This is a genomic window from Acinetobacter higginsii (genome assembly GCF_000369525.1).
In the GTDB taxonomy this organism is placed as follows: domain Bacteria; phylum Pseudomonadota; class Gammaproteobacteria; order Pseudomonadales; family Moraxellaceae; genus Acinetobacter; species Acinetobacter higginsii.
Genome location: NZ_KB850072.1, coordinates 1,977,081 through 1,999,927, shown reverse-complemented (window position 1 = coordinate 1,999,927; position 22,847 = coordinate 1,977,081). Strand labels below are relative to the sequence as shown.

The following is a 22,847-nucleotide window of genomic DNA, read 5'->3' as shown; positions in this document are numbered from 1 at the left end:
GATCTACGTGTATTTGAGCTAATTAAACGATGCTAAAACTGATTTATTACGTGCCAGAATCTCATCTGGAAGCTACCAAACAAGCGGTTTTTGAAGCAGGAGCAGGCGGTATTGGTAATTACGAACATTGTGCTTGGCAAGTCAAAGGCATTGGACAATTTAAGCCCGTAAAAGGTGCAAATCCTTTCTTAGGGCAATTAGATGAATTAGAGCAGCTCGAAGAATGGCGAGTTGAAACTATTGTCTCTGAAGAAAAGGCCAGTGCTGTGGCAAAAGCTTTAAAGGCAAGTCATCCCTATGAAGAACCTGCTTTTGAGTTTATTCAGATTTTAGATATTCAATAAACTTTATTCTTTTCTAAGCATACTGCTTTGAATCAACCGAGCGATATCTGTTGTTCGTGCGCGAATCAGTTCTGCTGCATTATGACAAGCATCTTCTAGACTGATTGGGCCTGAGGTTAATGAAAATGCAGCCGTAATGCCATGTTCATATAAAGCTTGATAGTTTTGCCCAAGTGTTCCGGCAATCACAATCACAGGGATATTGGCGGCTTGTGCAATTTTAGCGACGCCAAAAGGTGTTTTGCCGTTTAAAGTCTGTTCATCAAACTTTCCTTCACCTGTAATCACCCAATCAGCTCCTTGGATTTTGGCAGCAAGTTGATTCAGTTCTGCAATGACTTCAACTCCAGATCGAAACTCAGCCTTTAAGAATGTTTTAGCAGCAAAACCAAGTCCGCCTGCGGCTCCTGCACCAGCTTCATTACGTTGATCGACGCCAAGCGATTGTGCTGTGACATCGGCAAAATGGGCGAGGGCTTGATCTAGCTCCAATACTTGATGAGGTGAAGCGCCTTTTTGTGGTCCAAAAATATGTGAAGCACCATTTGGCCCACATAAAGGATTGGTCACATCTGCAGCTAATAGGAATTGGGTTTGTTTAATCCGTGGATCAAACTGATCTAAATTGATTTCAGCTAAGTTTTGCAGGGCAAGACCACCAGCAGGTAATATCTGATGATCTGCATCTAGAAATTTGGCACCTAATGCATTGAGTAAACCTGTACCTGCATCATTGGTTGCACTGCCGCCAATCGTTAGAATGATTTCCTTAGCACCTGCATCTAATGCAGCGAGAATCAGTTGTCCAGTACCATATGTACTGCTATGACATGCATCGCGTTGTGATGGTTGAAGCAGTTGAATACCACTGGCTTGTGCCATTTCAATGATGGCGATCTTTTTAGCATCTAACCAGCCCCATTTTGCCAGTACAGGTTCACCAAGAGGGCCTTGTACCATTTGCTCACGCCATTGCCCTGAACAAACCTCTAAGACAGCCACGATAGAGCCTTCACCACCATCTGCCATTGGGCATTGAATGATTTCTGCATCAGGAAAGACTTGTTGCCAAGCTAAAGAAATTGCTTGAGCAATATCGTGTGCAGATAGGCTATCTTTAAATGAATCAGGGGCAATCACAACTTTCATAAATTCTTTGCAATCAAATTTTAATCTAACTTGAGCTTAGTCTGTCCGATGTTGAATATCTAGATAAATGACGAAAATAAAAAAGCCACTAAGTTGAGCAACAAAGTGGCTGAGTTTAATCAACGACTATTGCATTAATTAAACTGAGAAAAATCAGGTTTACGTTTTTGCATAAAGGCTTGTACTGCTTCCATCATTTCAGGTGAGCGAACACGTTGCATAAAGATTTCAGCTTCATCATCAACACACTGAATGATTTCAGCCAAGTCTTGCTTCATTAGTGCCTTACTTTGTTTGATCGACGCCAATGGCAATGCAGCTAAATGTTGAGCTGTTTGCTGTGCGGTAGCATAGACATTTTCAACCACGTCATTTACCAGATTGGCTTTCACCGCAGTTGCTGCATCAAACTTCTTCGCAGTAAATAGCAACTCAGCTGCTTTCTGGTAGCCCGCTTGTTTGACTAATAAACGACTTGCAGCACCTTCAGGAGACAGGCCAAGGCTGACAAATGGAATTTGGAACAGGGCGGTATTATCTGCGAAAACGAGGTCAGCATGTAATAGCAGCGTTACACCAATACCAATTGCTACACCTTTGACCGCAATGATCAATGGCTTAGAAAAACGTGCAGCAGCTTTTAACAATACAAATGGAGGTTGATCGCCAGCTTTACCTTCATGTGGCTTTTGGATAAAGCCCATAAAGTCTTTCATGTCATTACCCGCGGTAAAGTCTTGTTCTGCACCACGGAAGATCACCACACGAACGTCTTTATCCGCATCTGCTTCATCCAAAGCTTTTGCGATCCAAAGATAAAGTTCGCCATAGAGTGCATTTTTTGCTTCTGAACGGTTAATGGCTAAGGTGAGTACGCCATCTTCTAAATTTGCTTGCAAATGTTGATGAGGTTGTTGAATACAGCTAAGTGTCATCGTACTATCCTTGCTTTAATCCAGATTGATTTTAAGTGCCCTCATTATGTCGCATATTTATTAGAATGGCGCAACTGATGAGTTCACAAAAAAGTGAAATTAAGCCTATGTACACATTTGACTATCTTGTTTTTATTGGACGCTTCCAGCCATTTCATTTTGCACATATGCAAACCATTGAAATTGCATTACAGCAAAGTCAAAACGTGATCTTGGCTTTGGGTTCGGCTCAATCTGAACGGAATATCAAAAATCCTTTTCTGGCGATTGAGCGTGAGCAAATGATTTTGTCGAACTTTTCTGAGCAAGATCAAAAGCGAATTCATTTTGTCCATGTGGTCGATGTCTATAACGATGAAAAATGGGTTAAACAAGTTAAAGATTTGGTCAATGCGGTCATTCAACCCAATGCGAAAGTGGGGTTGATTGGTCACTTTAAGGATGAATCTTCGTATTATTTACGCTTATTTCCTGAGTGGCAGATGGTGGAACTGGATAGTTTAAAAGATTCAATTTCAGCTACGCCAATGCGTGAAGCTTATTATCGTGGCGAGATTCAAACTGAATTTTTTCCTGAAGGTACAATCCGGTTTCTGAGTGAATTTCAAAAGTCATCGATCTACGCTGAATTACAGAAAAAATATTTGACGGATGATCGCAGTAATATTGAATAATTTAATTGACGTTTTTTAACTCGTTGATCAGGAAATCAATCAAAACACGGAGATGAAAAGATTCGTGTTTTTTAGATGGATAAACCAAAGAAAAAGGGCGGGATGCACCAGAAAATTCAGTTAATACTTCAACAAGCGTATGATTTTCGATTTCCTTTTCAACAATAAAACGATAGGTCTGTAATAAACCTGCACCATGCTTGGCCAGGGTAACCGTGCCTAAGATATCATCCAAACAACGTATTTTTGCAGTCGTTACATATTCTACAATTTGGCGATTTAGATTGAATAGCCAAGGAACATTTTTGCCTGTGCTAGGTAATACAAACTGAATACATTGATGATGCTGTAAATCCTCAAGGTATTGAGGGGTACCAAATTGCTTTAGATATTCTGGTGATGCAACTACGATCAACTCAGCTTGTTCAAGTTGACGTGCAATCAGATTCGAATCAGCGAATTGCCGGCCACGAATCGCTAAATCATACCCTTCTGCTATAAAGTCCACATTTTTATTGGTGAGTTGTACATCAATTTCAATTTTTGGATATTGTTGTGAGAATTTTGCCAGTAAAGGCAATATTCGATAATGCCCATAAGGTGTGGGAACACTGAGTCTGATGAGACCTGTCGGTTGCTGATTTTGATTCTTTAATTGTTGTTCTGCCTCAAGAATTTGATTTAATGCTTGTTTACATTCATCAAAATAGATTTTTCCTTGTGGGGTTAAACGGACTTGGCGTGTCGTTCGGATAAACAATGGAAGGGTTAAATGCTTTTCAAGGCGTGCGATTGAACGACTCACAGCCGCTGGACTAACACCTGCATGTAGCGCCGCTTTAGAAAAGCTTTCGTATTCAGCAACTAAACAAAACAGTTCGACGCTGCTAAACATCATTCGTCTAAGTTGCTGTGACATTCATTACACCATGTAAAAAATGATTTGAGTTGTATGCTATTTAAGCACATAAATGTAAATAATAAGATAGCTTCATCCCTTGTGATGGAGTGATTGTATGAAACTATTTTATTCACCAAACGCTTGTTCTTTAGCCCCGCATATTGTTTTAAGAGAGCTTGGAATTCCATTTGAATTGATCAAAGTCGATTTACAGCAGCATTTGACGGTATTAGGCGACGATTTTTATCAGCTTAATTCCAAAGGGCAAGTTCCTTTACTCCAGTTGAATGATGAATCATTTTTATCTGAAGGCAGTGTGATTAGCCAGTTTTTAGTGGATCAGGCTGGGCGAAAAGATCTATTACCAGAAATCAATACACCTCAACGTTATCAGGTACTGGCGTGGATGAATTTTATTGCCTCAGAAATTCATAAGGCATATACGCCTTTTTTTCATGACAGCTATGCTGATCAGCGTAAAGCAGTATTTAGCTCAATATTAAATAAGCATTATAGATGGATAGATCAGCAATTAGCTGAGCAGCATTACTTAACTGGACCGGATTTTACGATTGCGGATATTTATCTGTTTGTGGTGACACGCTGGGCAGCATTCATTGAATTGGATCTAACAGATTGCATACATTTGACCAAATTTATGCAGCGAGTTGCCAATCGTGAGACCGTCAAAAATGCGATTGCAGTCGAAGCCGCTTAGCGTATTGATCTCAATAAAATTATTCTAGAAGAGAAAAATCATGCCTTATATTTTGATTCAAATTACCAAAGAGAATGTTTCAGTACAGCAAAAGCAGCAATTGATTAAGGAGGCGACAGAGCTTGTAGTTCGGGTACTGGATAAGGACCCTGCAACCACATTTGTGGTGATTGATGAGGTGAATACAGATAATTGGGGAGTGGCGGGAGAGACAGTATCAATGCTGCGACGAAAGCAACTCGTCCATAATGATGAGGCGACGGGGTAATTATGGTTAACGATGTAATTTCAGCGATCCATTCGCAACTGCATCAATATTTTGATGCTTTATATTTTTGTGATGTGAACCGTTTGCAACAAGTATTTCACCCTGATGCCATTTATATCAATGCAACGGATCATCCTTTGTTAAAACTGGAGATGGCAAGCTATTTTTCTATTGTGGAGAAGCGTATTTCACCCGCTTCTCAAAATGCGCTAAGACAAGATAAAGTGGTTTCCATCAACCTGATTCATGAGCGATTGGCAATTGTGCATGTTGAATGTGCAATTCAGCCAAAATACTTTTATGACGCATTAACATTGATATATGAACATCAACAATGGAAAATTATAAGCAAAGTTTTTCAATATGAAATTCTATAGCTATAAATCCTTTAAGTCTAAACGGAAAGCTGCTTGAGTTTATATTGCTTAAGCATCTTCCCAAAAGATAATTCGATTTGAAAATGGATCGGTAATACTCAGCTCCAATGTTTCCCAATCGGTTTTCTCTACTTGAGGCTTTGCAAATTTATAGTCTTTTGCATCCAATTCTGCATGAAGTAAACTGAGATTTTCCCAATAAATGCGAATCGCACTATGCGGGCTGGCATCACCGAAATGCTCAGATAAATGAATGATACAATCATCTTTGGAAATCTGTAGATAAACAGGGAAGTTATCCCCAAAAGTATGTTGCCAGTCCAATTGGAAGCCCAAATACTCAAGATAAAATGCTTGCGCAAGTTCAATATCAAAAATACGAAAAATCGGGGTAATTGATCCAGATTGCATGCTTATTCCTCTTAGCGAACACCAAACTGTTGAGTCCAATAACTCTTTTGCTTGGCTGATGCGTCGACTGTACAGGCTAGCGCATAATCTGTAAATTTTGGATGCATTAAATTATGACAATGCACTGGACTGGCAAGCCATGTAGCCATCACATCATTTAAATTTTTTTGTCCACGTGCTACGTTTTCACCACCGCCTCGACCTTTAAATTGTGTTTGTTTTAGACGGGTTCTAAAATCTTGACCTGTGCTACTGACATGTCCAAGCACACTGTACTGCGCCATATCTTCGGCATGTGCCAAGGCACTTTGATATAAGTGATTGTTCCATCTAAGTGGTGCAACTGCGGGAAAATGCTGTCCACCACATTGACGTGGATGTTGCCGAATTTCATTAATTGCATCAAGAAGCACTTGTTGATAAGCCGGGTTTTGTAGGTCTTGGCAGCGTATTTCGATCGCTGGTTTTTGAATTTGTGCGACTAAGGAGGCAGAATCTTGAGAAGTCGTCGGTGCATTGGAGTTACATGCCGCTAGAAAAAATAACAAGGATAGGGGCAAAAAAGCATTGGGGTGAGTCATTTTAAATGTCTTTAATTTAATTCTTTTAATCTATTTATCATACGTCAATCGCAAAGCTGAGGGCAATTTGCTTGAATAAAAAAAGCGAGTCTTTAACTCGCTTTTTTGTTACTTAACATGATTATGCGGTTTGTAATACTTTTAAGTCTTCAAGCACTTGTTCTGCATGTCCAGCAGCCTTGACCTTACGATAGCTTTTGACCAATTTCTGGTTATGGAAAATAAACGTTGAGCGTTCAATGCCCATCACTTGTTTGCCATACATATTTTTTTCTTTGATCACATCGAAATGCTTGCACAGGACTTCTTCTTTGTCACTGATTAGATCAATTGTCAGTGCTTGTTTTTCAGTGAAGTTCTGATGTGCTTTAACCGAATCGCGTGATACACCAATAATTTGGCAGTTTAATGCATCAAATTGATCTTTTAAGCAAGAAAAACCTACCGCCTGAGTAGTACAACCAGGGGTTGAGTCTTTAGGATAGAAATAGAGTACCAACCATTCACTGCTAGTCTCAGCCAAATTGATTTCACCTTGTGTGGTGGGGAAAGTGTGATTCGGTAATTGAATATTCTCAGACATTGTTTATCCTTCGATAAAATTAATTTTGTTCAAGCTTAAGGGGTAAAAAAGCATATTCCTCATGATAAACAATATCGCCACGACGTACAGGAATAGCTTTGTTAAAAATTGGTCCATCAATCACGGTGGTGTGGAATTCACCACCTTCACCACATGGGTCAATGCCACGACTTTCTAATTTCTGAATATAGTCTAGGGTTAAAATTTTACCTAGATCTTCCACTTTCATACCGAGTTTAAGATTGACCGTTACAATGACACTTTTAAATCCCAGATTGATAAACTCTTCTACCACTTCTTTATGTGGGCGTAACCACAGTGGCATACCCAATTTTAATCCCACTTGTTGGGTAACACGATCATGCCAACAGCCATGTTGAGGCATATCTAGATCACCGGTCACTAGTACTTCGGCACCGTGTTGTTTGGCTTGATCGAGTAGGGCAATAAATTTACTTTCATAATCAGCCCAACTGGAAGATGCCATATACACTGGCAAACCAATGGCCTCTGCTTGTGCACGGATAATTTCGAGTGGCATTGCATGTGAACGGGAGCGTTGTCCTTGTTCTTCTAACATCATAATTAACCCGATCACTGTGCCTGTTTGCATGGCGTGATATAGGGCGAGAGAACTGTCTTTGCCACCACTAAAAGAGACGATTGATTTTCGTCGTTCGGCATTGCTTTTCCATTGATCCTGCATGATCTTATTCAATTGATTCAAAATAAATGAGATTTTAACAAACTCGATAAAAAAAGCCTGCATAAATGCAGGCTTTGTTCTGAGCAAGATAAGCTTATTTTTTCGGCGCTTGTTGCTGCTGTTGCTGAGCAGCTTTCATTGCTTCTTCAGTGAGCTTTTCTAACTTGCTCACAAGCGGTGCACCTAAGCAAGCTTGTAAATCTTTATTTTGCTGTTGTACAAAACCTAAAGTACTTGGGCTTTTCTTCGCATTGATTGCGCTTTGGATTTCCCATTTTTGTGCTTCAGTTACTTTACCTTGCGCGTCAATTTGACAACCACAGAATTTAGTTACTTCTGCTGCTGTTAATTTGCCGCCTTTCGCAGTTTGGTCTTTACATACATTGACCAACGCTGCTTTTACATTGGTACTTTTATACGCAGTTTGTAATGGATTATCAGCTGCGTGAGTTGCCGTTGCAAATAATGCTGCAGCTGACATCATTGTAGAAAGAATAAGATTTGATTTAGAAAACTTCATATAATGTACCTAATTTTTACCCTATATCGGTTATTCAGCGTAACGCGTTGGATCCGCAATACCTGCTTCGATAAAACCTTGTTGACGTAAACGACAGCTGTCGCATTTGCCACATGCACGTCCTTGAGCATCTGCCTGATAGCAGGATACCGTTTGACTATAGTCTACGCCATGTTCGATGCCTAAGCGTATAATATTCGCTTTGGATAAATGTAACAAAGGTGTTTCAATTTTAAGGGGTTTTCCTTCCACGCCAGCTTTTGTCGCCAGACGAGCCAAATTGGCAAAAGCATCAATAAATTCAGGGCGACAGTCAGGATATCCTGAATAATCAACAGCATTGATCCCAATAACGATGGCAGCAGCGTCAAAAACCTCGGCTGCAGCAAGTGCATAAGATAAGAAAATAGTGTTACGTGCTGGAACATAAGTTACAGGAATGCCTTCTTGTAATTGTTCTGGGACTTCAATGTTATGATCTGTAAGCGCAGAGCCGCCTAAATTGCCCAAATCAATATTAATGACACGGTGTTCTACGCCTGCACGTTGTGCAAGTGCTTTTGCTGCATCAAGTTCAGTCGTCGAACGTTGACCATACATAAAGCTTAGGGCGATACATTCATAATTTGCCTGTGCCCAAGCAAGACACGTTGTTGAGTCTAAGCCGCCAGACAATAATACGATGGCACGAGAACGCATATTATTTTCCATGATTCAACCTAAAAATAAATTTGAGAAAAGCCGATCTATTTTGCAGAACGGATATGGTGAGTATTTTAACGACCAGATTCATCATTCCATAACAGCTTATGCAACTGTAATTGGAAACGAACAGGGAGATGGTCTTCTAAAATCCATTGGGCTAAGTCACGCGCCAAAGCAGGCAGGGCAACAGCACCTTTTTCAACTGCAAAAGCTGGCGAGAACCATACTGTACTCACTTTATCTTGCAACTGGAATTGTTCAAGTTGTTGTTTCGACCACTCATAGTCCGCACGATTACAGATCACAAATTTAATCTGATCATGTGGCGTTAAATAGTCAAGATTGCTGTATAGGTTCCGATGATCTTCTTTAGAGGTCGGTGTTTTTAAATCCAGTACTTTGGAAACACGTGGATCAACTTTAGACACATCTAAGGCACCACTGGTTTCTAGAGATACTTCAAAACCGAGGTCACATAGGCGCTGTAATAAAATCAGGCAATTCGGCTGAGCAAGTGGCTCGCCGCCTGTGACGCAAATATAGGGTGTTTTATGTTGGCTTGCAGTTTCGATAATTTGTTCAAGCGATAAACGCTCACCACCTTCAAAGGAGTAGGTCGTATCACAATAACTACAGCGTAAAGGGCAACCTGTTAAACGAATAAAAACGGTCGGTAGACCAAAGGTATTCGCTTCGCCTTGCAAAGAGTAAAAGATCTCCGTGATGCGTAAACCCGCCGCAGGATCGGAGACAGGAATTGCAGAAGAACGTAAGGAAGCCATAAACAGTTACCACAAACAGTTGCTACACAAGCAGCATGCTACATAAAAAACAAAATCTCTACGACCATGACTGATCGTAGAGATGGGGAACGATCAAGTTCCGCAATAAATATTACAAATTAGTCTTCGCGTAATAAATCGTTCAAGCTGGTTTTAGCGCGAGTTTTCGCATCTACTTTTTTCACGATGATTGCAGCGTAAAGGCTGTAAGTACCGCATTTAGATGGAAGGCTACCCGCAACAACCACAGAACCTGCTGGTACGCGGCCATAATGAACTTCACCAGTCTCACGATCGAAGATCTTGGTTGATTGACCAATGAAAACGCCCATTGAGATGACAGAACCTTCTTCAACAATCACGCCTTCAACGATTTCAGAACGTGCACCGATGAAGCAGTTGTCTTCAATAATGGTTGGGTTTGCTTGTAATGGTTCTAAAACACCACCGATACCAACGCCACCAGATAAGTGAACATTTTTACCGATTTGCGCACATGAACCTACAGTAGCCCATGTATCAACCATCGTACCTTCGTCTACATAAGCACCGATGTTGACATATGAAGGCATCAAAATCACATTTTTCGCTTGGAAACTACCACGACGAGCTACAGCAGGCGGTACAACACGTACACCCGCAGCTTTGAACTGTTCTTCAGTCCAACCTGCGTATTTAGTATCTACTTTGTCATAGAAACGAAGATCACAAGCTTCAATTGGCTTGTTGTCATTGAGTTTGAATGACAGTAAAACTGCTTTTTTTAACCATTGGTGAACAACCCACTCACCATCGATTTTTTCCGCTACACGAAGTGTACCGTTGTCTAAAGCAGTCAATGCTTCTTCTACAGCTTGACGGATTTCTGTTGGGCAGTCCGTTGCGCTATAGTTGGCACGGTCTTCAAATGCTTGCTCAATGATTGTAGAAAGCTGAGACATGATCTTCGTTCTTCCAAAAAAATTTTGAAGATTTTACACTAATTTGCAGCAAGAATCTTTGAAAAAAGTAGTTACAATATATTGTTTTAAATTTAAGCAACAAAACTGTAATAAAAATGGAGACCATTGTTTTTTATCTATAATTTAGGAATACATAATTCATTCGAATTTGTATCAAAAAATAACAAAAAGTAATCAGTTTCTGTATAAAAAGTTAGCGATCATTCTTTTATGCTTATTCCACAAGCAACAATTATACATTTATTTAAATAAAAGCGTTTTTTTGAGGAGACTTCAATGAAAGCTTTGCGTGTTATGTTAGCAGCAGGTGCATTAACAGCGATTGCAGGTACTGCATTTGCAGCAGATGAACAAGTGGTGAAGGAATCAGTTTATGCGTTCCCTTCATACTTAGATCCGGTTTCAGTTCGTGCTGAGGTAGGTACTACAGGCTACGGTGGTGCAATTTCATATCGAGTCAATCCATACGTGAGCTTAAGCCTTGGTTATAATGGTGGTGACATTTCTTGGTCTGATGATCTTAAAGTAAATGGCTCTAAATATGACCTAGATATGGACAATAAAACAGCTTATTTAAATGCTGAGATTCGTCCTTGGGGTACAAGTGCAAATATGTTTGCAAACTCATTATACGTAGCTACTGGTGTAGGTTACTTAGATAATGATTACGCACTTGATCGCCGTGTAGGTCAAGGTCGCAACTTCAGTGTAAACAACACTGATTTTAATGCAACTTCTGACGTTCATATTGCAGGTAAAATGCGTTATAAAGACGATATCGCACCATATGTAGGTGTTGGTATTGCGCCGCAAGTGTATAAAAACATTGGTGTGTTTGGTGAGGTTGGTGCTTACTATACTGGTAATCCAACAGCAACTTTACAAAACGTAAATGGTGGTACAGCTACTAATGGTAGCGGTGCTAGCTTGAATGATGAAATTGCGAAAGAAGAACGCAATATTGAAAACAAAAGTAAATATGAGTGGATGCCAGTTGCAAAAGTGGGTGTGAGCTTCAAGTTCTAATCCATGCATTCAGCATAAAAAAACGAGCTCAATGCTCGTTTTTTTATGCGCTTTAATAAGCAAAACAAAAGGCTCATATGAGCCTTTTGTTTTTTTTGATAATTTATTCTTCTGGATAAGCTACTTTTTTCAGTGCTTTAATATCTGTTTCTGGTGAGCAGAGCGAAATAAATTCATAACCATAGCCACGGAGCAGATGCCCTTTTCGTACCGCAATCCAAGTGGTATTAACACCAAATATATCTGTTTTAATTTGTTGTAAACGATAATCACGCTCCGCATCATAAGCGACATCGTTGACAATCCCGACCCCCATATTCAGTTCAACATAGGTTTTGATGACATCGGCATCGAGGGCTGACATTACAATGTCGGCATGCAATTGTGCATCTTCAAAGGCTTTGTCAATTTTAGAACGGCCTGTAAAACCGCCATGATAGGTAATCAACGGATATTCGGCTAAGACGTCCAAGCTGATTTTATCTAGTTTCGCTAGAGGGTGGTCTTTTGGGGTGATTATGCTATGGTGCCATTCATAATAAGGTACGCTGGCTAAATTATCTTCTGTTGTTAATGATTCGGTTGCAATACCAATATCTGCTTCACCTTGTAGCAGCATTTCTGCAATTTCAACTGGGCTGGCCTGTTGTAAAACCAAATGGACTTTTGGAAATAATTTTTTAAACTGATTCACAATCGGTGGCAGCACATAACGTGCCTGAGTATGCGTGGTTGCAATGGTCAGTGTGCCTTCATCCACTTTATTAAAATCATCGGCTAGACGTTTAATATTGTCAGCATCGACCAACATGCGCTCTACAATGCTTAATAAGGATTGTCCTGGTTCGGTGAGGCCTAATAAGCGTTTACCTTTACGTACAAAAAGTTGTACACCTAATTCATCTTCTAAATCTTTAATGTGTTTACTGACACCAGATTGGGAGGTATAAAGTGCCGCAGATGCTTCAGTTAAATTAAAGTTTTGGCGAACAGTTTCTCGAATAATTCTGAGTTGTTGGAAGTTCATAAAAGTTTTTCCTCATAAGAGGATGGGGCGTGTTTTACCCCATCAATATTATTTTAAGCAACTTGCGTTGTTTGATCTGCGAATAAATGAAGTTGAGCTGCACTGATCCAAACGGTTTGATTTGGTTTGAATTGATGTAAGTTCGCTTCTTCTACACTTAATAAAATTTCGATAGTACGTCCACTACGATCTTGTAATTCCGCCACAACTCGACCTGCAATCCACACTTCACGTAAGAACGTTGCCTCAAGGGTATTGGCTTGAGGTTGGGTATGAATATGTAATTCATTTGGTCGTGCAAATGCAATGACTTTCCCTTGTGGCGCATCTAATAGAGTCGGTAGCTGAATACGGTCATCGCCGATACGGATAATACCGCCAGTATGCTCACCTTCAAAACGATTTGCTTGACCAAGGAAATCAAAAACAAATGGGGTAGCAGGTTTTTCATACACTTCACGTGGTGAACCAATCTGTTCAACGTCACCTTTGTTCATCACGATGATCTGGTCAGCCACTTCTAAAGCTTCTTCTTGATCGTGAGTCACGAAGATCGAAGTAATATGCAGCTCATCATGTAAGGTACGTAACCAACGGCGTAATTCTTTACGTACTTTGGCATCAAGTGCACCAAATGGTTCATCTAAGAGCAGAACACGTGGTTCAACTGCGAGTGCACGGGCTAAAGCAATACGTTGGCGTTGACCACCGGAAAGCTGAGCAGGGTAACGATCTGCCAAGAAACCAAGTTGCACCAGATCAAGTAAGCGTGTCACACGTTTTTTGATGTCAGCTTCCGAAGGGCGTGTTGCACGTGGGCGAACACGTAAGCCAAAGGCAATATTGTCGAAAACAGTCATGTGGCGGAACAGGGCATAGTGCTGGAAAACAAAACCGACCTGACGTTCACGCACGTGGATGTCTGTTGCATCTTCACCTTCAAGTAAAACCTGACCGCCATCTGCAGATTCTAAGCCTGCAATGATGCGTAATAAGGTAGTTTTTCCGCAGCCTGAAGGACCAAGTAGGGCAACCAATTCACCTTCAGGAAAGTCTAAAGAGATATTTTTCAGCGCATGGAATGCACCAAAGTGTTTTTCAATATTTTTAACTTGAATACTCATGTGTTTATTCCTTAGTGATTCGGCTGATGTTTATTTGCTTGCTCTTGACGTATTTCTAGCCATGTTTTCAAAATCAAAGTGATGATCGCTAAAAATGCCAGTAATGAAGACACAGCAAATGCAGCACTAAAGGTATATTCGTTATAAAGAATCTCGACGTGTAACGGTAAGGTATTGGTTTGACCGCGAATATGACCTGAAACCACAGATACCGCACCGAACTCACCCATTGCACGGGCATTACACAGAATCACGCCGTAAATCAGACCCCATTTGATATTCGGTAAAGTCACTCTCCAGAAGGTTTGCCAACCTGAAGCACCGAGTACAATCGCAGCTTCTTCTTCCTCAGTCCCTTGTGCTTCCATTAACGGAATTAACTCACGAGCAACGAATGGAACAGTAATGAAAATGGTGGCGAGTACAATCGCAGGTACGGCATACAAGATTTTGATGTCATGATCCATTAACCAACTGCCCATCCAGCCTTGTGTACCAAAAATCAGAACCAACATTAAACCTGCAATGACTGGCGATACCGAGAAAGGCATATCAATAATGGTGGTTAAGATGGCTTTGCCTCGGAACTGAAACTTTGCAACCGCCCATGCTGCTGCAACACCAAACACCACATTAATGGGTACTGCAATCGCGGCAGTGAGTAAGGTCAGTTTGACGGCTGACAACGTATCTGAATCGGTTAAGGCATTGATATAAACAGTCAGACCTTGTTTAAATGCTTCAACAAAAACCAAAATCAGCGGTAGGATTAAGCAGCTCAGGAAAAAGATCAGTGCAACACCAATCAAGGTATAGCGAACCCAAGTTGGTTCTCGGGTTGCATCTCGGGCTTGTAATTTGATTGCTAAAGCGTTGCTATTGGTATTTAAGCTCATTGTGCAACTCTCCCTGTGCGACGGCTAGCCCATGCTTGCACCAAGTTAATTAAAAATAAGATGCCGAAAGAGAGGATGAGCATAACCACAGCGATGGTGGTTGCGCCTGCGTAATCATATTCTTCTAAGCGAGAGATGATCATCAACGGTGCAATTTCTGTTTTATACGGTTGGTTGCCTGCAATGAAGATAACAGAGCCATATTCGCCAACACCGCGTGCAAAAGCTAAGGCAAAACCTGTTAGCAAAGCGGGGAATAAAATCGGCAAAATGATTTTGGTAATGGTTTGCCAACGATTCGCTCCTAATGCTGAAGCGGCTTCTTCCAATTCAGTTTCAATATCGCTGAGTACAGGTTGTACGGTACGAACCACGAATGGAAGACCAATAAAGATTAAAGCAAGTGTGATCCCAATCGGGGTATAAGCCACTTCAATCCCAAGTGGAGAAAGATATTGTCCAATCCAGCCTGTTGGGGCATATAAAGAGGTTAAGGCAATACCTGCAACAGCCGTCGGTAGGGCAAAGGGTAAATCCACCAAAGCATCGACAATGCGTTTGCCTGGGAAGTTATAACGCACAAGACACCAAGCCAATAACAAACCAAAAATAACGTTAACTAAAGCGGCAATCAGTGCGGCACTAAAGCTAAGCTGTAAGGATTTTAAAATTCGTTCTGAGGTTAAGATTTCCCATAAGCCATCCCACCCAATCCCTAAAGATTTGATAAATACAGCAGATAAAGGAATAAGCACAATCAAAGACACGTAAGCGAGGGTGAAGCCTAATGAGAGACCAAACCCAGGCAGCACTCGGGAACGCTGCGACATGATATTTCCTCAAAGAGAAATGTTTGCTAAAACAAGCAAATAAATAATGCGAATACTAGAATTACGGAAAGCTGGGGTTAGGCAAATTTCAAATTAAAATTTGCCTGACTCATTCGGACGATAGGCTGCATCTTTTTTTCAGGTAGCAGGTAGTTCAGGATCTCAGGGAAAGGACCAAATCCAGAAGCAACATTGATATGACCAACTTGACCTAAATTGATTGGTGTTAATTTCCATGCTTGCGCGAGTTGCAGTGCATCGACATAACCTAACCAAGGGTCATTTTCACTAATCAATAATGTGGTTGGTACTTCGATTTTCAGCTGTTGAAAATACTGCTTATAGTCAGTCAAGCTATGACGCGCAAAACCTGCTTCACCAAATCGTGCCGGGTTCGCAGGTGCAACCAAAATCAGATTTTTAACTTTTGCTCTGAGTTCTGGGTGTTCAGCCAGCGCAGCAACACTGGTTAAACAGCCAAAGCTATGTGCAACGATTTGAACAGGCGCTGGAGCGGCTGAAACAGTTTTAACAAATTGAGCAACCCATTCACTTAATACAGGTCGATCCCAATGTTGCTGTTGAACGCGAGAGCTAGACATGAGTTGCTGTTGTAACCAAGATTGCCAATGCTGCGCTTCGCTACCACCTACACCTGGAACAATTACGGTATGAATCATGTCCGCTCTCCCTATTTACCCGTTGAGTAAATTATTTCGTTGTGCTGTTGATCTTGACGATTTGGTCAAAGATACCGCCGTTATCAAAGTGTGTTTTTTGTACCTTGGTCCAGCCACCAAATTCTTGATCAATCGTCACTAATTTAAGTGGTTTAAATACGTTGCTGTATTTCTTTAATACGGCCGCATTACGTGGACGGTAAAAGTTACGTGCAGCAATTTCTTGACCTGCTGGTGAATACAGGTAGTTCAAGTAACCACGAGCGATTTGCAAATTGCCTTTTTTCTCAGCATTCTTTTCTACAACAGCCACTGGTGGTTCAGCGAGAATCGATAGAGAAGGGGTAACGATTTCGAATTTGCCTGGTTGTTCACGTACGGCTAGGTAGGCTTCATTTTCCCAAGCTAGCAATACATCACCGATACCGCGTTCAGCAAAGGTTGTGGTTGCACCACGTGCACCTGAATCTAGCACTTTAGTTTGTTTATAAATTTGACGAACAAATTCTTGAGCTTTGGCATCATTACCGCCTTTCTGGTGTTTCGCCCAAGCCCAAGCACCTAAGTAGTTCCAACGTGCACCACCCGATGTTTTTGGGTTTGGTGTAATGATTTCTACACCTGGCTTAACCAGATCACCCCAATCTTTGATTTGTTTTGGGTTGCCTTTACGAACAAGGAATACAATTGTTGAGGTATATGGCGTAGAGTTGTTCGGTAATTTCTTTTGCCAGTCTGCTGGAAGGAGTTTTGCATTTTCAGCGATCTCATCGATATCTGCTGCAAGTGCAAGTGTGACTACATCGGCATTTAAGCCATCAATCACGGCGCGGGCTTGTTTACCTGAACCGCCGTGTGATTGTTTAAAGTCGATGTCCTGACCTGTACGTTGTTTCCAGAACGTACCGAATTGTTTATTGAAATCTGTATACAGCTCACGCGTTGGGTCATAAGAAACGTTTAAGAATTCTTGTGCCGCGAATGAAGAAACTGAGAGTAATGCGGCAATGACGCCGACTTTAACTTGAGAAAAACGCATGGAAAACCCCTTAAAATCTAAATCACTGTTTGGAATATGTACGCAGCATAACGCCAGTTTTTTTGCAAAAAAAATAATTAAAATCGAATTTGTTATGAAAAAAATAGAAATAGATAAAACAGATAAGCTTTGCTGAATTATTGATATATAAGTGATTTTTAATTTTAGGCTTTAATTGTTATACTTATTTAAAATCAATAGCTTATTGGTTTTGGTGATGCTGGCTTATAAAGTGGAAAGGTATCTAGATTATGCAGTGTTATAAAAATGGACAATTAATTGATTCCATCCCTTTATTAGACCGAGCTTTTCATTATGGCGATGGCTGCTTTACCACAGCACGTATTTTTCACGGAATTTTTGAACTAAAAGAACTACACTTTGCACGTTTAAAATTGGCATGTCAGTCATTACAGCTGGATGCAGATTTATCTTGTGTAGAAAAGTCACTTGTACAATTACAGCAGCAATATTCAAATCTCAATGGCACATTAAAAGTCGTGATTAGCCGTGGTGAAGGCGATCGTGGTTATAGTCTGCCATTACATGCGGCTGATGTGTATGTCTGGTATTACCCAAGAGTGACACAGGCTTTTCAGCCTGAGTGGATTGAAAGTGGCATGTTAAATCATGCTTTGGGTTTGAATATGCCGCATTTAGTAGGTTTAAAAACGCTGAATAGATTAGAACAGGTCTTACTCAAGCAAGAAGCTGATCAGCGTGGTTGGTTAGAAGCCCTTGTTAGTGATGTACAAGGTTATATTGTTGAAGGGGTGAGCAGTAATTGTTTTATTCGTATAAATGATCGATGGATTACGCCTGAACTTCGTTATAATGGCGTCCACGGTGTGATGAGAGCCAAAATCTTGTCGAGAATGCAGCAATATCAGATTGAATGTGAGCAGCGGTGTATCGATATGAATGAGATTGGCCATATCCAAAGTTTATTTTTTTGCAATGCGTTACATCCAATGAAAGCGGTTGTTCGATTTAATGATCAGGCCTTAGCGCAGCAACCCTATCTTGATTTATTTGAAACTTTAAAACTTAGCCAGATTGATTAATATGCCAAAGCCGCCAAATTCCAGCAAAAGTAAGAAAAAGCCCAAAGCGAAACCGAAATCTAGATTTTCTTTTTTTAAAGCCTTTTTGATCGCCATTGTTATTTTTGTATTGGCGATCTTTGGCGTTATATGGTCGAGTTTATTTAAAAATTACCCTGTAGACAGTAAAAAACAGCTTTTGGTGATTTCTTCTGGTGATACCTATTCACGCTTTATTGATCGTTTAGCCAAAGAAAATAAGGTGAATTTTCCAATAGTTTTAAAGCTGTATCAGAAGTTTATGATTCATGACACCATGAAAGCGGGCGTTTATGAAATTATAGAAGGCATGAGTATTCGTCAGGTGATGGATATGTTGTCTGATGCAGATAATGCACAGATGAACCGTATTCTAGTGATTGAAGGAACAACTTTTTCACAGTTGATTCAGAGTCTAAGAAAAGACCCAAATGTCACCAATACTTTGCTTGATCTTCCGCACAGTGAATTATTAAAACAATTAAATATCTCATATACGCATCCAGAAGGCCTATTTGCGCCTGATACTTACTTCTTTGCCAAAGGCGAGACCGATAAAAAAATCTTAACCGATTTGTATCGCCGTCAAATGAAATCTTTGGATGAGGCTTGGGCCAAGAAAGCACCGAACTTACCGTATAAAGATAAGTATGAAGCGTTGATCATGGCTTCGATTATTGAGAAAGAAACTAGCCTTGATAGCGAGTTAGAACAAGTTTCAGGTGTATTTGTCCGTCGTTTGAAAATGGGTATGCGCTTACAAACAGATCCAACTGTGATTTATGGTATGGGCGATAACTATAAAGGCAATATCACCCGTAATGACCTGCGTACGCCAACGGCTTATAACACCTATACCATTAATGGTTTGCCACCAACGCCAATTGCTTTGCCAAGTAAGAAAGCAATTGAAGCAGCGATGCATCCTGATGATGCCAAAAATATTTACTTCGTTGCCACGGGCAATGGTGGGCATAAATTTACCGCGTCTTTAGAAGACCATAATCGTGCAGTGCAAGAATATTTAACTGTGCTACGTTCAAAGAAAAAGCAGGGCGAATAATGTTTATTAGTTTTGAAGGGACGGAAGGTGTAGGAAAAACTACGCTGATTCGTAAAATTCATCAGTACTTTGAACAGCAAGGTAAAGAAGTGGTGTTGACCCGTGAACCAGGTGGAACACCATTGGCGGAACAGATTCGCTCCTTATTATTGGCGGTGAATCATGAAGAGCAAATGAGTCATGATACCGAGCTGTTATTAATTTATGCAGCGCGTGCACAGCATTTACAGCAAGTGATTTTACCCGCCTTAGAGGCTGGTAAAATTGTGCTGAGTGATCGTTTTACCGATGCTAGCTTTGCTTATCAGTGTTCTGGACGTGGTTTAAGTCAGGATAAGTTGCAACTGTTAAATCAAACTTTTGTGGCGAGAATGCCGAATATTACCTTTTGGTTAGATGCACCGATTGAATTGGGCATGACCCGTGCGCGAGAGCGTGGTGCATTGGATCGTTTTGAGCAAGAGAAATTAAGTTTCTTTGCTAAGGTGCGTGCGGGTTATGAGACCTTATGGCAAGCGGAACCTGAACGGATGAAGCGTTTGGATGCAACACAGAATGCAGATGTTGTGTTTGAAGATGCTTTGCAATATTTAAAATAAAGATTTTTATTCTAAATTTGCATTGCCTCATAGTTTTTTGGGGCAGTGCATTAGGTCATATTGTTCTTGTCTTTTTTCTAAGGTGAGAGGTAATAAGTGAATATGCGCTGCCATAAATAAGATTTAAACCTAATTGTAGTTCACAGACTTTTATATATTTAACTTGGAATTTTAATAAGAAGTTTTTTAATTTAAATGAATGTTGCGAAGTATTTGACTCTTTGTTAATTTACAGCGACAAATAGTAAAGGGTCGATATTAATGAAAAAAATATTTTTTTTAAGTTTTGCTGTTGCTTTAGTTGGTTGTTCAACGGTACCTGTAACGACTGATTCAGCTAAAAATCTTCCAATGGATCGAATTTATAATCCTGAATATTTTTCAAAACAATCACAAGATCAAGCAAAAGTAACCTTTTTAAGAGATAAGGGGTTTACTGGTGGTGGTTGTTCTCATGATATTTATGTAAATAATACTAAAGTATTCTCCATTCGTCCTAACGAAAAGGGCGTTATTTATCTGAAACCAGATTATTACATTTTTAGATTAGAAACTGGTGGTGGCATATGCCCAAATATTGCTACTTCGCAAGAGACGACATTAAAGCCAAATGCGGAAGCAGAATATCGAATCTTATTACCGTCTGATATGAACTTGAGATTAACTAGAATTAAATAATAAAAAGCTAATATTTAAAAGAGTTTGATGCCCCAATTGAATTGGGGCATGACCCGTGCGCGAAAGCGTGGTGCATTGGACCATTTTGAGCAAGAGAAATTAAGTTTCTTCGCTAAAGTACGTGCGGGTTATGAGACCTTATGGCAAGCAGAGCCTGAACGGATGAAGCGTTTAGATGCGACACAGAATGCGGATGTAGTGTTTGAAGAGGCGCTGCAATATTTGAAATAAAAGCAGCTATATACTCAATCTGCATCATCTAAAAAGTTTGTGTGATGCTTTGGTTTTATTTCTTATGCCTTACTTTTCAGGGATGAAAAGTAACAAAAATCCTTTGTTGAGCTGACGGTACATCCTTGATACCGCAGCTCAACGGGCGACATCCCTGTCGCCTACCGCGATAGTAGATATTAACTAAGAGTCTTCTTTAAAGTATCACTCATTCACTAACGGTTGTTCCACTTTAAAATTCGGTGGCGTGAGCACCGTCTTGCGAATTTCATTGGAGAGTTCTGGATAATCCAGTGTGTAATGCAAACCACGCGATTCTTTACGCTCCATCGCACAACGTACAATCATTTCCGAAACTAAAACCAGGTTACGCAATTCAATCAGATTCTTACTGACACGATAATCCTGATAATACTCAGTGATTTCACGTTTCAACATTTCAATACGGTGCAAGGCACGTTGTAAGCGTTTGGTGGTACGGACAATACCCACATAGTTCCACATGGTAGAACGAAGCTCATCCCAGTTTTGTAGGATCACGACATCTTCATCTGCATCTGTAACTTGCGTTTCATCCCATGTTGGAACATCAGGGAATTGAAACTCAGCATCAAATTTCTGTTCGATATCTTCTGCTGCACTCATGCCATAAACGAAACATTCAAGTAGTGAGTTACTCGCCATACGATTAGCGCCGTGTAGACCTGTATAAGAGGTCTCACCAATGGCATATAAACCGTCTAAATCAGTTTGGCTATGTTCATCTACCACCACACCGCCGCAGGTGTAATGTGCTGCTGGAACAACAGGAATCATATCTTTAGTGATATCAATGCCGAGTTCAAGTAAGCGCGCATATAGTGTCGGGAAGTGTTCGGTAATAAATTCGGGTGATTTATGGGTGATGTCTAACCAGACATGACGAATACCTAAACGTTTGATTTCGTGGTCGATGGTACGTGCCACAATGTCACGTGGAGCAAGTTCAGCACGTTCATCAAAACGCAGCATAAAACGTTCGCCGTCTGGTAGGCGTAAATAAGCACCTTCACCACGCATCGCTTCGGTGATCAAGAACGAACGCGCTTTCGGATGATATAAACAGGTCGGATGGAATTGGTTAAATTCCATATTGGCTACACGACAACCTGCACGATAGGCCATGGCAATACCATCACCTGTGGCAATATCAGGGTTTGAAGTATATAGATACGCTTTCATTGCACCGCCACAAGCCAGTGCAGTAAATGGCGCGAGGAAAGTATGCACCTGTTCATTAGCTTCATCTAAAGCATAAAGACCAATTGAACGATTGGTTTGATTTAGATGCCCAAGCTTGTGTAGGGTAATCAGATCAATTGCAATATAATTTTCAAAAATCGTAATGTTATTTCGTTCTTTAGCACGTTCAACCAAGGTGGTTGAAATGGCTTTGCCGGTTGCATCGGCAGAGTGAATGATACGACGTTGTGAATGGCCACCTTCACGGGTGAGGTGCAATTGTTCATCATCATCTAGCGTAAATTGCACGCCTTGCTTGAGCAGGAAATCAACGGAAGGTTTACCACCTTCGACGGTGTGTTTGACAGCATCTAATTCACAAAGATGACCGCCTGCAATCATCGTGTCATTAATATGTTGTTGAATAGAATCTGTTTCGTCTAATACTGCAGCAACACCGCCTTGCGCATAGAAGGTACTGGCTTCCGTCAGCGCCGCCTTGGCTAAAATTGCAATGTTGTAATGACTTGGTAAAGAGAGTGCAAGACTTAAACCTGCACCGCCACTGCCCACAATAATCACATCAAAATGGTGAATTGTTTTTAAATCAGGCATGTCAATCTGCTTCAGTTTTAAACGTTTGCTAATGACACCGCTTTTTTATCAAAAAGGCAAGGGCTAATCTGCCTAGAATTGAGTGAATTTTTAGCGAATGCGATTTATTGCCGATTATTT

28 protein-coding genes and 1 pseudogene are annotated in these 22,847 nt (G+C 40.6%); 11 read left to right on the top strand and 18 right to left on the bottom strand.

Annotation, left to right across the window (positions count from 1 at the left end):
- Nucleotides 1-29: 29 nt before the first annotated feature.
- The gene (locus F902_RS15570) at nt 30-344 is read left to right on the top strand and encodes a YqfO family protein (RefSeq protein WP_005204878.1); all 315 of its coding nucleotides are present in this window, start codon (nt 30-32) and stop codon (nt 342-344) included.
- Between the two features lie 3 nt (nt 345-347).
- Here the strand turns inward: F902_RS15570 and F902_RS15565 are convergent, their stop codons facing one another.
- Both F902_RS15565 and F902_RS15560 read right to left on the bottom strand, forming a co-directional pair.
- Nucleotides 348-1,493, bottom strand: a complete 1,146-nt coding sequence (locus F902_RS15565; RefSeq protein WP_005204877.1) for a glycerate kinase — start codon at nt 1,491-1,493, stop codon at nt 348-350.
- Between the two features lie 134 nt (nt 1,494-1,627).
- Nucleotides 1,628-2,428: an enoyl-CoA hydratase-related protein gene (locus F902_RS15560; RefSeq protein ID WP_005204876.1), complete on the bottom strand. Its 801-nt coding sequence runs from the start codon at nt 2,426-2,428 to the stop codon at nt 1,628-1,630.
- Nucleotides 2,429-2,535: 107 nt separating this feature from the next.
- Here F902_RS15560 and F902_RS15555 point away from each other — a divergent pair, with 107 nt between their 5' ends.
- A complete protein-coding gene (locus F902_RS15555) occupies nt 2,536-3,102 on the top strand; it encodes a nicotinate-nicotinamide nucleotide adenylyltransferase (protein WP_171061086.1) in 567 nt (188 codons plus the stop codon).
- Between the two features lies 1 nt (nt 3,103).
- On the opposite strand, the gene F902_RS15550 is transcribed toward F902_RS15555, so the two are convergent.
- The gene (locus F902_RS15550; protein WP_005204872.1) at nt 3,104-4,021 is read right to left on the bottom strand and encodes a LysR family transcriptional regulator; all 918 of its coding nucleotides are present in this window, start codon (nt 4,019-4,021) and stop codon (nt 3,104-3,106) included.
- Nucleotides 4,022-4,118: 97 nt separating this feature from the next.
- On the opposite strand from F902_RS15550, the gene gstA reads away from it, so the two are divergent.
- From gstA to F902_RS15535, 3 genes are read left to right on the top strand one after another with little or no spacing between them, the layout of a single operon-like run.
- On the top strand, nt 4,119-4,721 hold the full coding sequence (gstA, locus tag F902_RS15545) for a glutathione transferase GstA (protein ID WP_005204870.1): 603 nt from the start codon (nt 4,119-4,121) through the stop codon (nt 4,719-4,721).
- 40 nt (nt 4,722-4,761) lie between these two features.
- Nucleotides 4,762-4,989, top strand: a complete 228-nt coding sequence (locus F902_RS15540; RefSeq protein ID WP_005204869.1) for a tautomerase family protein — start codon at nt 4,762-4,764, stop codon at nt 4,987-4,989.
- 2 nt (nt 4,990-4,991) lie between these two features.
- Complete coding sequence (locus F902_RS15535) at nt 4,992-5,366, top strand: nuclear transport factor 2 family protein (protein ID WP_005204867.1); 375 nt, start codon at nt 4,992-4,994, stop codon at nt 5,364-5,366.
- Nucleotides 5,367-5,414: 48 nt separating this feature from the next.
- Here the strand turns inward: F902_RS15535 and F902_RS15530 are convergent, their stop codons facing one another.
- The 8 genes from F902_RS15530 to dapD all read right to left on the bottom strand — a co-directional run bounded on the left by F902_RS15530 (nt 5,415) and on the right by dapD (nt 10,595).
- Complete coding sequence (locus F902_RS15530) at nt 5,415-5,777, bottom strand: glyoxalase superfamily protein (protein WP_005204865.1); 363 nt, start codon at nt 5,775-5,777, stop codon at nt 5,415-5,417.
- Nucleotides 5,778-5,788: 11 nt separating this feature from the next.
- A complete protein-coding gene (locus tag F902_RS15525) occupies nt 5,789-6,358 on the bottom strand; it encodes a CAP domain-containing protein (protein ID WP_005204863.1) in 570 nt (189 codons plus the stop codon).
- Between the two features lie 121 nt (nt 6,359-6,479).
- Nucleotides 6,480-6,941, bottom strand: a complete 462-nt coding sequence (locus F902_RS15520; RefSeq protein ID WP_005204862.1) for a peroxiredoxin — start codon at nt 6,939-6,941, stop codon at nt 6,480-6,482.
- 19 nt (nt 6,942-6,960) lie between these two features.
- On the bottom strand, nt 6,961-7,647 hold the full coding sequence (locus F902_RS15515) for a Dph6-related ATP pyrophosphatase (protein ID WP_026057506.1): 687 nt from the start codon (nt 7,645-7,647) through the stop codon (nt 6,961-6,963).
- 94 nt (nt 7,648-7,741) lie between these two features.
- Complete coding sequence (locus F902_RS15510) at nt 7,742-8,167, bottom strand: hypothetical protein (RefSeq protein WP_004805717.1); 426 nt, start codon at nt 8,165-8,167, stop codon at nt 7,742-7,744.
- A gap of 30 nt (nt 8,168-8,197) precedes the next feature.
- Nucleotides 8,198-8,866: a 7-cyano-7-deazaguanine synthase QueC gene (gene queC, locus F902_RS15505; protein WP_201772399.1), complete on the bottom strand. Its 669-nt coding sequence runs from the start codon at nt 8,864-8,866 to the stop codon at nt 8,198-8,200.
- Nucleotides 8,867-8,943: 77 nt separating this feature from the next.
- Nucleotides 8,944-9,654, bottom strand: coding sequence for a 7-carboxy-7-deazaguanine synthase QueE (gene queE, locus F902_RS15500; protein ID WP_005204859.1), 711 nt, complete (start codon nt 9,652-9,654; stop codon nt 8,944-8,946).
- Nucleotides 9,655-9,773: 119 nt separating this feature from the next.
- On the bottom strand, nt 9,774-10,595 hold the full coding sequence (gene dapD, locus F902_RS15495) for a 2,3,4,5-tetrahydropyridine-2,6-dicarboxylate N-succinyltransferase (protein ID WP_005204857.1): 822 nt from the start codon (nt 10,593-10,595) through the stop codon (nt 9,774-9,776).
- Nucleotides 10,596-10,892: 297 nt separating this feature from the next.
- On the opposite strand from dapD, the gene carO reads away from it, so the two are divergent.
- The gene (gene carO / locus F902_RS15490; protein ID WP_005204856.1) at nt 10,893-11,642 is read left to right on the top strand and encodes an ornithine uptake porin CarO; all 750 of its coding nucleotides are present in this window, start codon (nt 10,893-10,895) and stop codon (nt 11,640-11,642) included.
- A gap of 103 nt (nt 11,643-11,745) precedes the next feature.
- On the opposite strand, the gene F902_RS15485 is transcribed toward carO, so the two are convergent.
- The 6 genes from F902_RS15485 to F902_RS15460 form a co-directional block, all read right to left on the bottom strand.
- Complete coding sequence (locus F902_RS15485; RefSeq protein WP_005189937.1) at nt 11,746-12,669, bottom strand: CysB family HTH-type transcriptional regulator; 924 nt, start codon at nt 12,667-12,669, stop codon at nt 11,746-11,748.
- 53 nt (nt 12,670-12,722) lie between these two features.
- Nucleotides 12,723-13,793, bottom strand: coding sequence for a sulfate/molybdate ABC transporter ATP-binding protein (locus F902_RS15480; RefSeq protein WP_005204853.1), 1,071 nt, complete (start codon nt 13,791-13,793; stop codon nt 12,723-12,725).
- Between the two features lie 11 nt (nt 13,794-13,804).
- Nucleotides 13,805-14,689 carry a sulfate ABC transporter permease subunit CysW gene (gene cysW / locus F902_RS15475; RefSeq protein WP_005189931.1) on the bottom strand — a complete coding sequence of 295 codons (885 nt, stop codon included), beginning with the start codon at nt 14,687-14,689 and terminating at the stop codon, nt 13,805-13,807.
- The gene (gene cysT, locus F902_RS15470) at nt 14,686-15,519 is read right to left on the bottom strand and encodes a sulfate ABC transporter permease subunit CysT (protein WP_005189928.1); all 834 of its coding nucleotides are present in this window, start codon (nt 15,517-15,519) and stop codon (nt 14,686-14,688) included. The genes cysW and cysT overlap by 4 nt, the downstream gene beginning before the upstream one ends.
- A gap of 77 nt (nt 15,520-15,596) precedes the next feature.
- The gene (locus tag F902_RS15465) at nt 15,597-16,199 is read right to left on the bottom strand and encodes an RBBP9/YdeN family alpha/beta hydrolase (protein WP_005204852.1); all 603 of its coding nucleotides are present in this window, start codon (nt 16,197-16,199) and stop codon (nt 15,597-15,599) included.
- Between the two features lie 31 nt (nt 16,200-16,230).
- Nucleotides 16,231-17,238, bottom strand: a complete 1,008-nt coding sequence (locus F902_RS15460) for a sulfate ABC transporter substrate-binding protein (RefSeq protein WP_004805737.1) — start codon at nt 17,236-17,238, stop codon at nt 16,231-16,233.
- 251 nt (nt 17,239-17,489) lie between these two features.
- Here F902_RS15460 and pabC point away from each other — a divergent pair, with 251 nt between their 5' ends.
- The 5 genes and pseudogenes from pabC to F902_RS15435 all read left to right on the top strand — a co-directional run.
- Nucleotides 17,490-18,302, top strand: coding sequence for an aminodeoxychorismate lyase (gene pabC, locus F902_RS15455; RefSeq protein ID WP_005204850.1), 813 nt, complete (start codon nt 17,490-17,492; stop codon nt 18,300-18,302).
- Nucleotide 18,303: 1 nt separating this feature from the next.
- Entirely contained in the window at nt 18,304-19,383 is a 1,080-nt protein-coding gene (gene mltG, locus F902_RS15450) for an endolytic transglycosylase MltG (protein ID WP_005204849.1), read from the top strand.
- Complete coding sequence (gene tmk / locus F902_RS15445) at nt 19,383-19,982, top strand: dTMP kinase (RefSeq protein WP_005204839.1); 600 nt, start codon at nt 19,383-19,385, stop codon at nt 19,980-19,982. Before mltG ends, tmk begins: the two co-directional genes overlap by 1 nt.
- A 261-nt stretch (nt 19,983-20,243) precedes the next feature.
- Nucleotides 20,244-20,660 carry a hypothetical protein gene (locus tag F902_RS15440; RefSeq protein WP_005204837.1) on the top strand — a complete coding sequence of 139 codons (417 nt, stop codon included), beginning with the start codon at nt 20,244-20,246 and terminating at the stop codon, nt 20,658-20,660.
- A 26-nt stretch (nt 20,661-20,686) separates the two neighbouring features.
- Nucleotides 20,687-20,891, top strand: a pseudogene (locus tag F902_RS15435) (dTMP kinase); the annotation flags it as partial.
- Between the two features lie 204 nt (nt 20,892-21,095).
- Here the strand turns inward: F902_RS15435 and nadB are convergent.
- Nucleotides 21,096-22,733, bottom strand: coding sequence for an L-aspartate oxidase (gene nadB / locus F902_RS15430; RefSeq protein WP_171067759.1), 1,638 nt, complete (start codon nt 22,731-22,733; stop codon nt 21,096-21,098).
- Nucleotides 22,734-22,847 lie beyond the last annotated feature (114 nt).

Excerpts from the sequence above, each read along its gene's own strand:
- F902_RS15550 (WP_005204872.1), bottom strand. The coding sequence starts at position 4,021 with ATGTCACAGCAACTTAGACGAATGATGTTTAGCAGCGTCGAACTGTTT.
- cysW (WP_005189931.1), bottom strand. The coding sequence starts at position 14,689 with ATGAGCTTAAATACCAATAGCAACGCTTTAGCAATCAAATTACAAGCC.
- F902_RS15515 (WP_026057506.1), bottom strand. The coding sequence starts at position 7,647 with ATGCAGGATCAATGGAAAAGCAATGCCGAACGACGAAAATCAATCGTC.
- tmk (WP_005204839.1), top strand. The coding sequence starts at position 19,383 with ATGTTTATTAGTTTTGAAGGGACGGAAGGTGTAGGAAAAACTACGCTG.
- F902_RS15570 (WP_005204878.1), top strand. The coding sequence starts at position 30 with ATGCTAAAACTGATTTATTACGTGCCAGAATCTCATCTGGAAGCTACC.
- F902_RS15530 (WP_005204865.1), bottom strand. The coding sequence starts at position 5,777 with ATGCAATCTGGATCAATTACCCCGATTTTTCGTATTTTTGATATTGAA.
- F902_RS15565 (WP_005204877.1), bottom strand. The coding sequence starts at position 1,493 with ATGAAAGTTGTGATTGCCCCTGATTCATTTAAAGATAGCCTATCTGCA.
- carO (WP_005204856.1), top strand. The coding sequence starts at position 10,893 with ATGAAAGCTTTGCGTGTTATGTTAGCAGCAGGTGCATTAACAGCGATT.
- F902_RS15560 (WP_005204876.1), bottom strand. The coding sequence starts at position 2,428 with ATGACACTTAGCTGTATTCAACAACCTCATCAACATTTGCAAGCAAAT.
- F902_RS15465 (WP_005204852.1), bottom strand. The coding sequence starts at position 16,199 with ATGATTCATACCGTAATTGTTCCAGGTGTAGGTGGTAGCGAAGCGCAG.
- F902_RS15485 (WP_005189937.1), bottom strand. The coding sequence starts at position 12,669 with ATGAACTTCCAACAACTCAGAATTATTCGAGAAACTGTTCGCCAAAAC.
- F902_RS15480 (WP_005204853.1), bottom strand. The coding sequence starts at position 13,793 with ATGAGTATTCAAGTTAAAAATATTGAAAAACACTTTGGTGCATTCCAT.
- F902_RS15535 (WP_005204867.1), top strand. The coding sequence starts at position 4,992 with ATGGTTAACGATGTAATTTCAGCGATCCATTCGCAACTGCATCAATAT.
- queC (WP_201772399.1), bottom strand. The coding sequence starts at position 8,866 with ATGCGTTCTCGTGCCATCGTATTATTGTCTGGCGGCTTAGACTCAACA.
- queE (WP_005204859.1), bottom strand. The coding sequence starts at position 9,654 with ATGGCTTCCTTACGTTCTTCTGCAATTCCTGTCTCCGATCCTGCGGCG.
- dapD (WP_005204857.1), bottom strand. The coding sequence starts at position 10,595 with ATGTCTCAGCTTTCTACAATCATTGAGCAAGCATTTGAAGACCGTGCC.
- cysT (WP_005189928.1), bottom strand. The coding sequence starts at position 15,519 with ATGTCGCAGCGTTCCCGAGTGCTGCCTGGGTTTGGTCTCTCATTAGGC.
- gstA (WP_005204870.1), top strand. The coding sequence starts at position 4,119 with ATGAAACTATTTTATTCACCAAACGCTTGTTCTTTAGCCCCGCATATT.
- F902_RS15540 (WP_005204869.1), top strand. The coding sequence starts at position 4,762 with ATGCCTTATATTTTGATTCAAATTACCAAAGAGAATGTTTCAGTACAG.
- pabC (WP_005204850.1), top strand. The coding sequence starts at position 17,490 with ATGCAGTGTTATAAAAATGGACAATTAATTGATTCCATCCCTTTATTA.
- F902_RS15555 (WP_171061086.1), top strand. The coding sequence starts at position 2,536 with ATGTACACATTTGACTATCTTGTTTTTATTGGACGCTTCCAGCCATTT.
- F902_RS15460 (WP_004805737.1), bottom strand. The coding sequence starts at position 17,238 with ATGCGTTTTTCTCAAGTTAAAGTCGGCGTCATTGCCGCATTACTCTCA.
- F902_RS15510 (WP_004805717.1), bottom strand. The coding sequence starts at position 8,167 with ATGAAGTTTTCTAAATCAAATCTTATTCTTTCTACAATGATGTCAGCT.
- mltG (WP_005204849.1), top strand. The coding sequence starts at position 18,304 with ATGCCAAAGCCGCCAAATTCCAGCAAAAGTAAGAAAAAGCCCAAAGCG.
- F902_RS15520 (WP_005204862.1), bottom strand. The coding sequence starts at position 6,941 with ATGTCTGAGAATATTCAATTACCGAATCACACTTTCCCCACCACACAA.
- F902_RS15525 (WP_005204863.1), bottom strand. The coding sequence starts at position 6,358 with ATGACTCACCCCAATGCTTTTTTGCCCCTATCCTTGTTATTTTTTCTA.
- F902_RS15440 (WP_005204837.1), top strand. The coding sequence starts at position 20,244 with ATGAAAAAAATATTTTTTTTAAGTTTTGCTGTTGCTTTAGTTGGTTGT.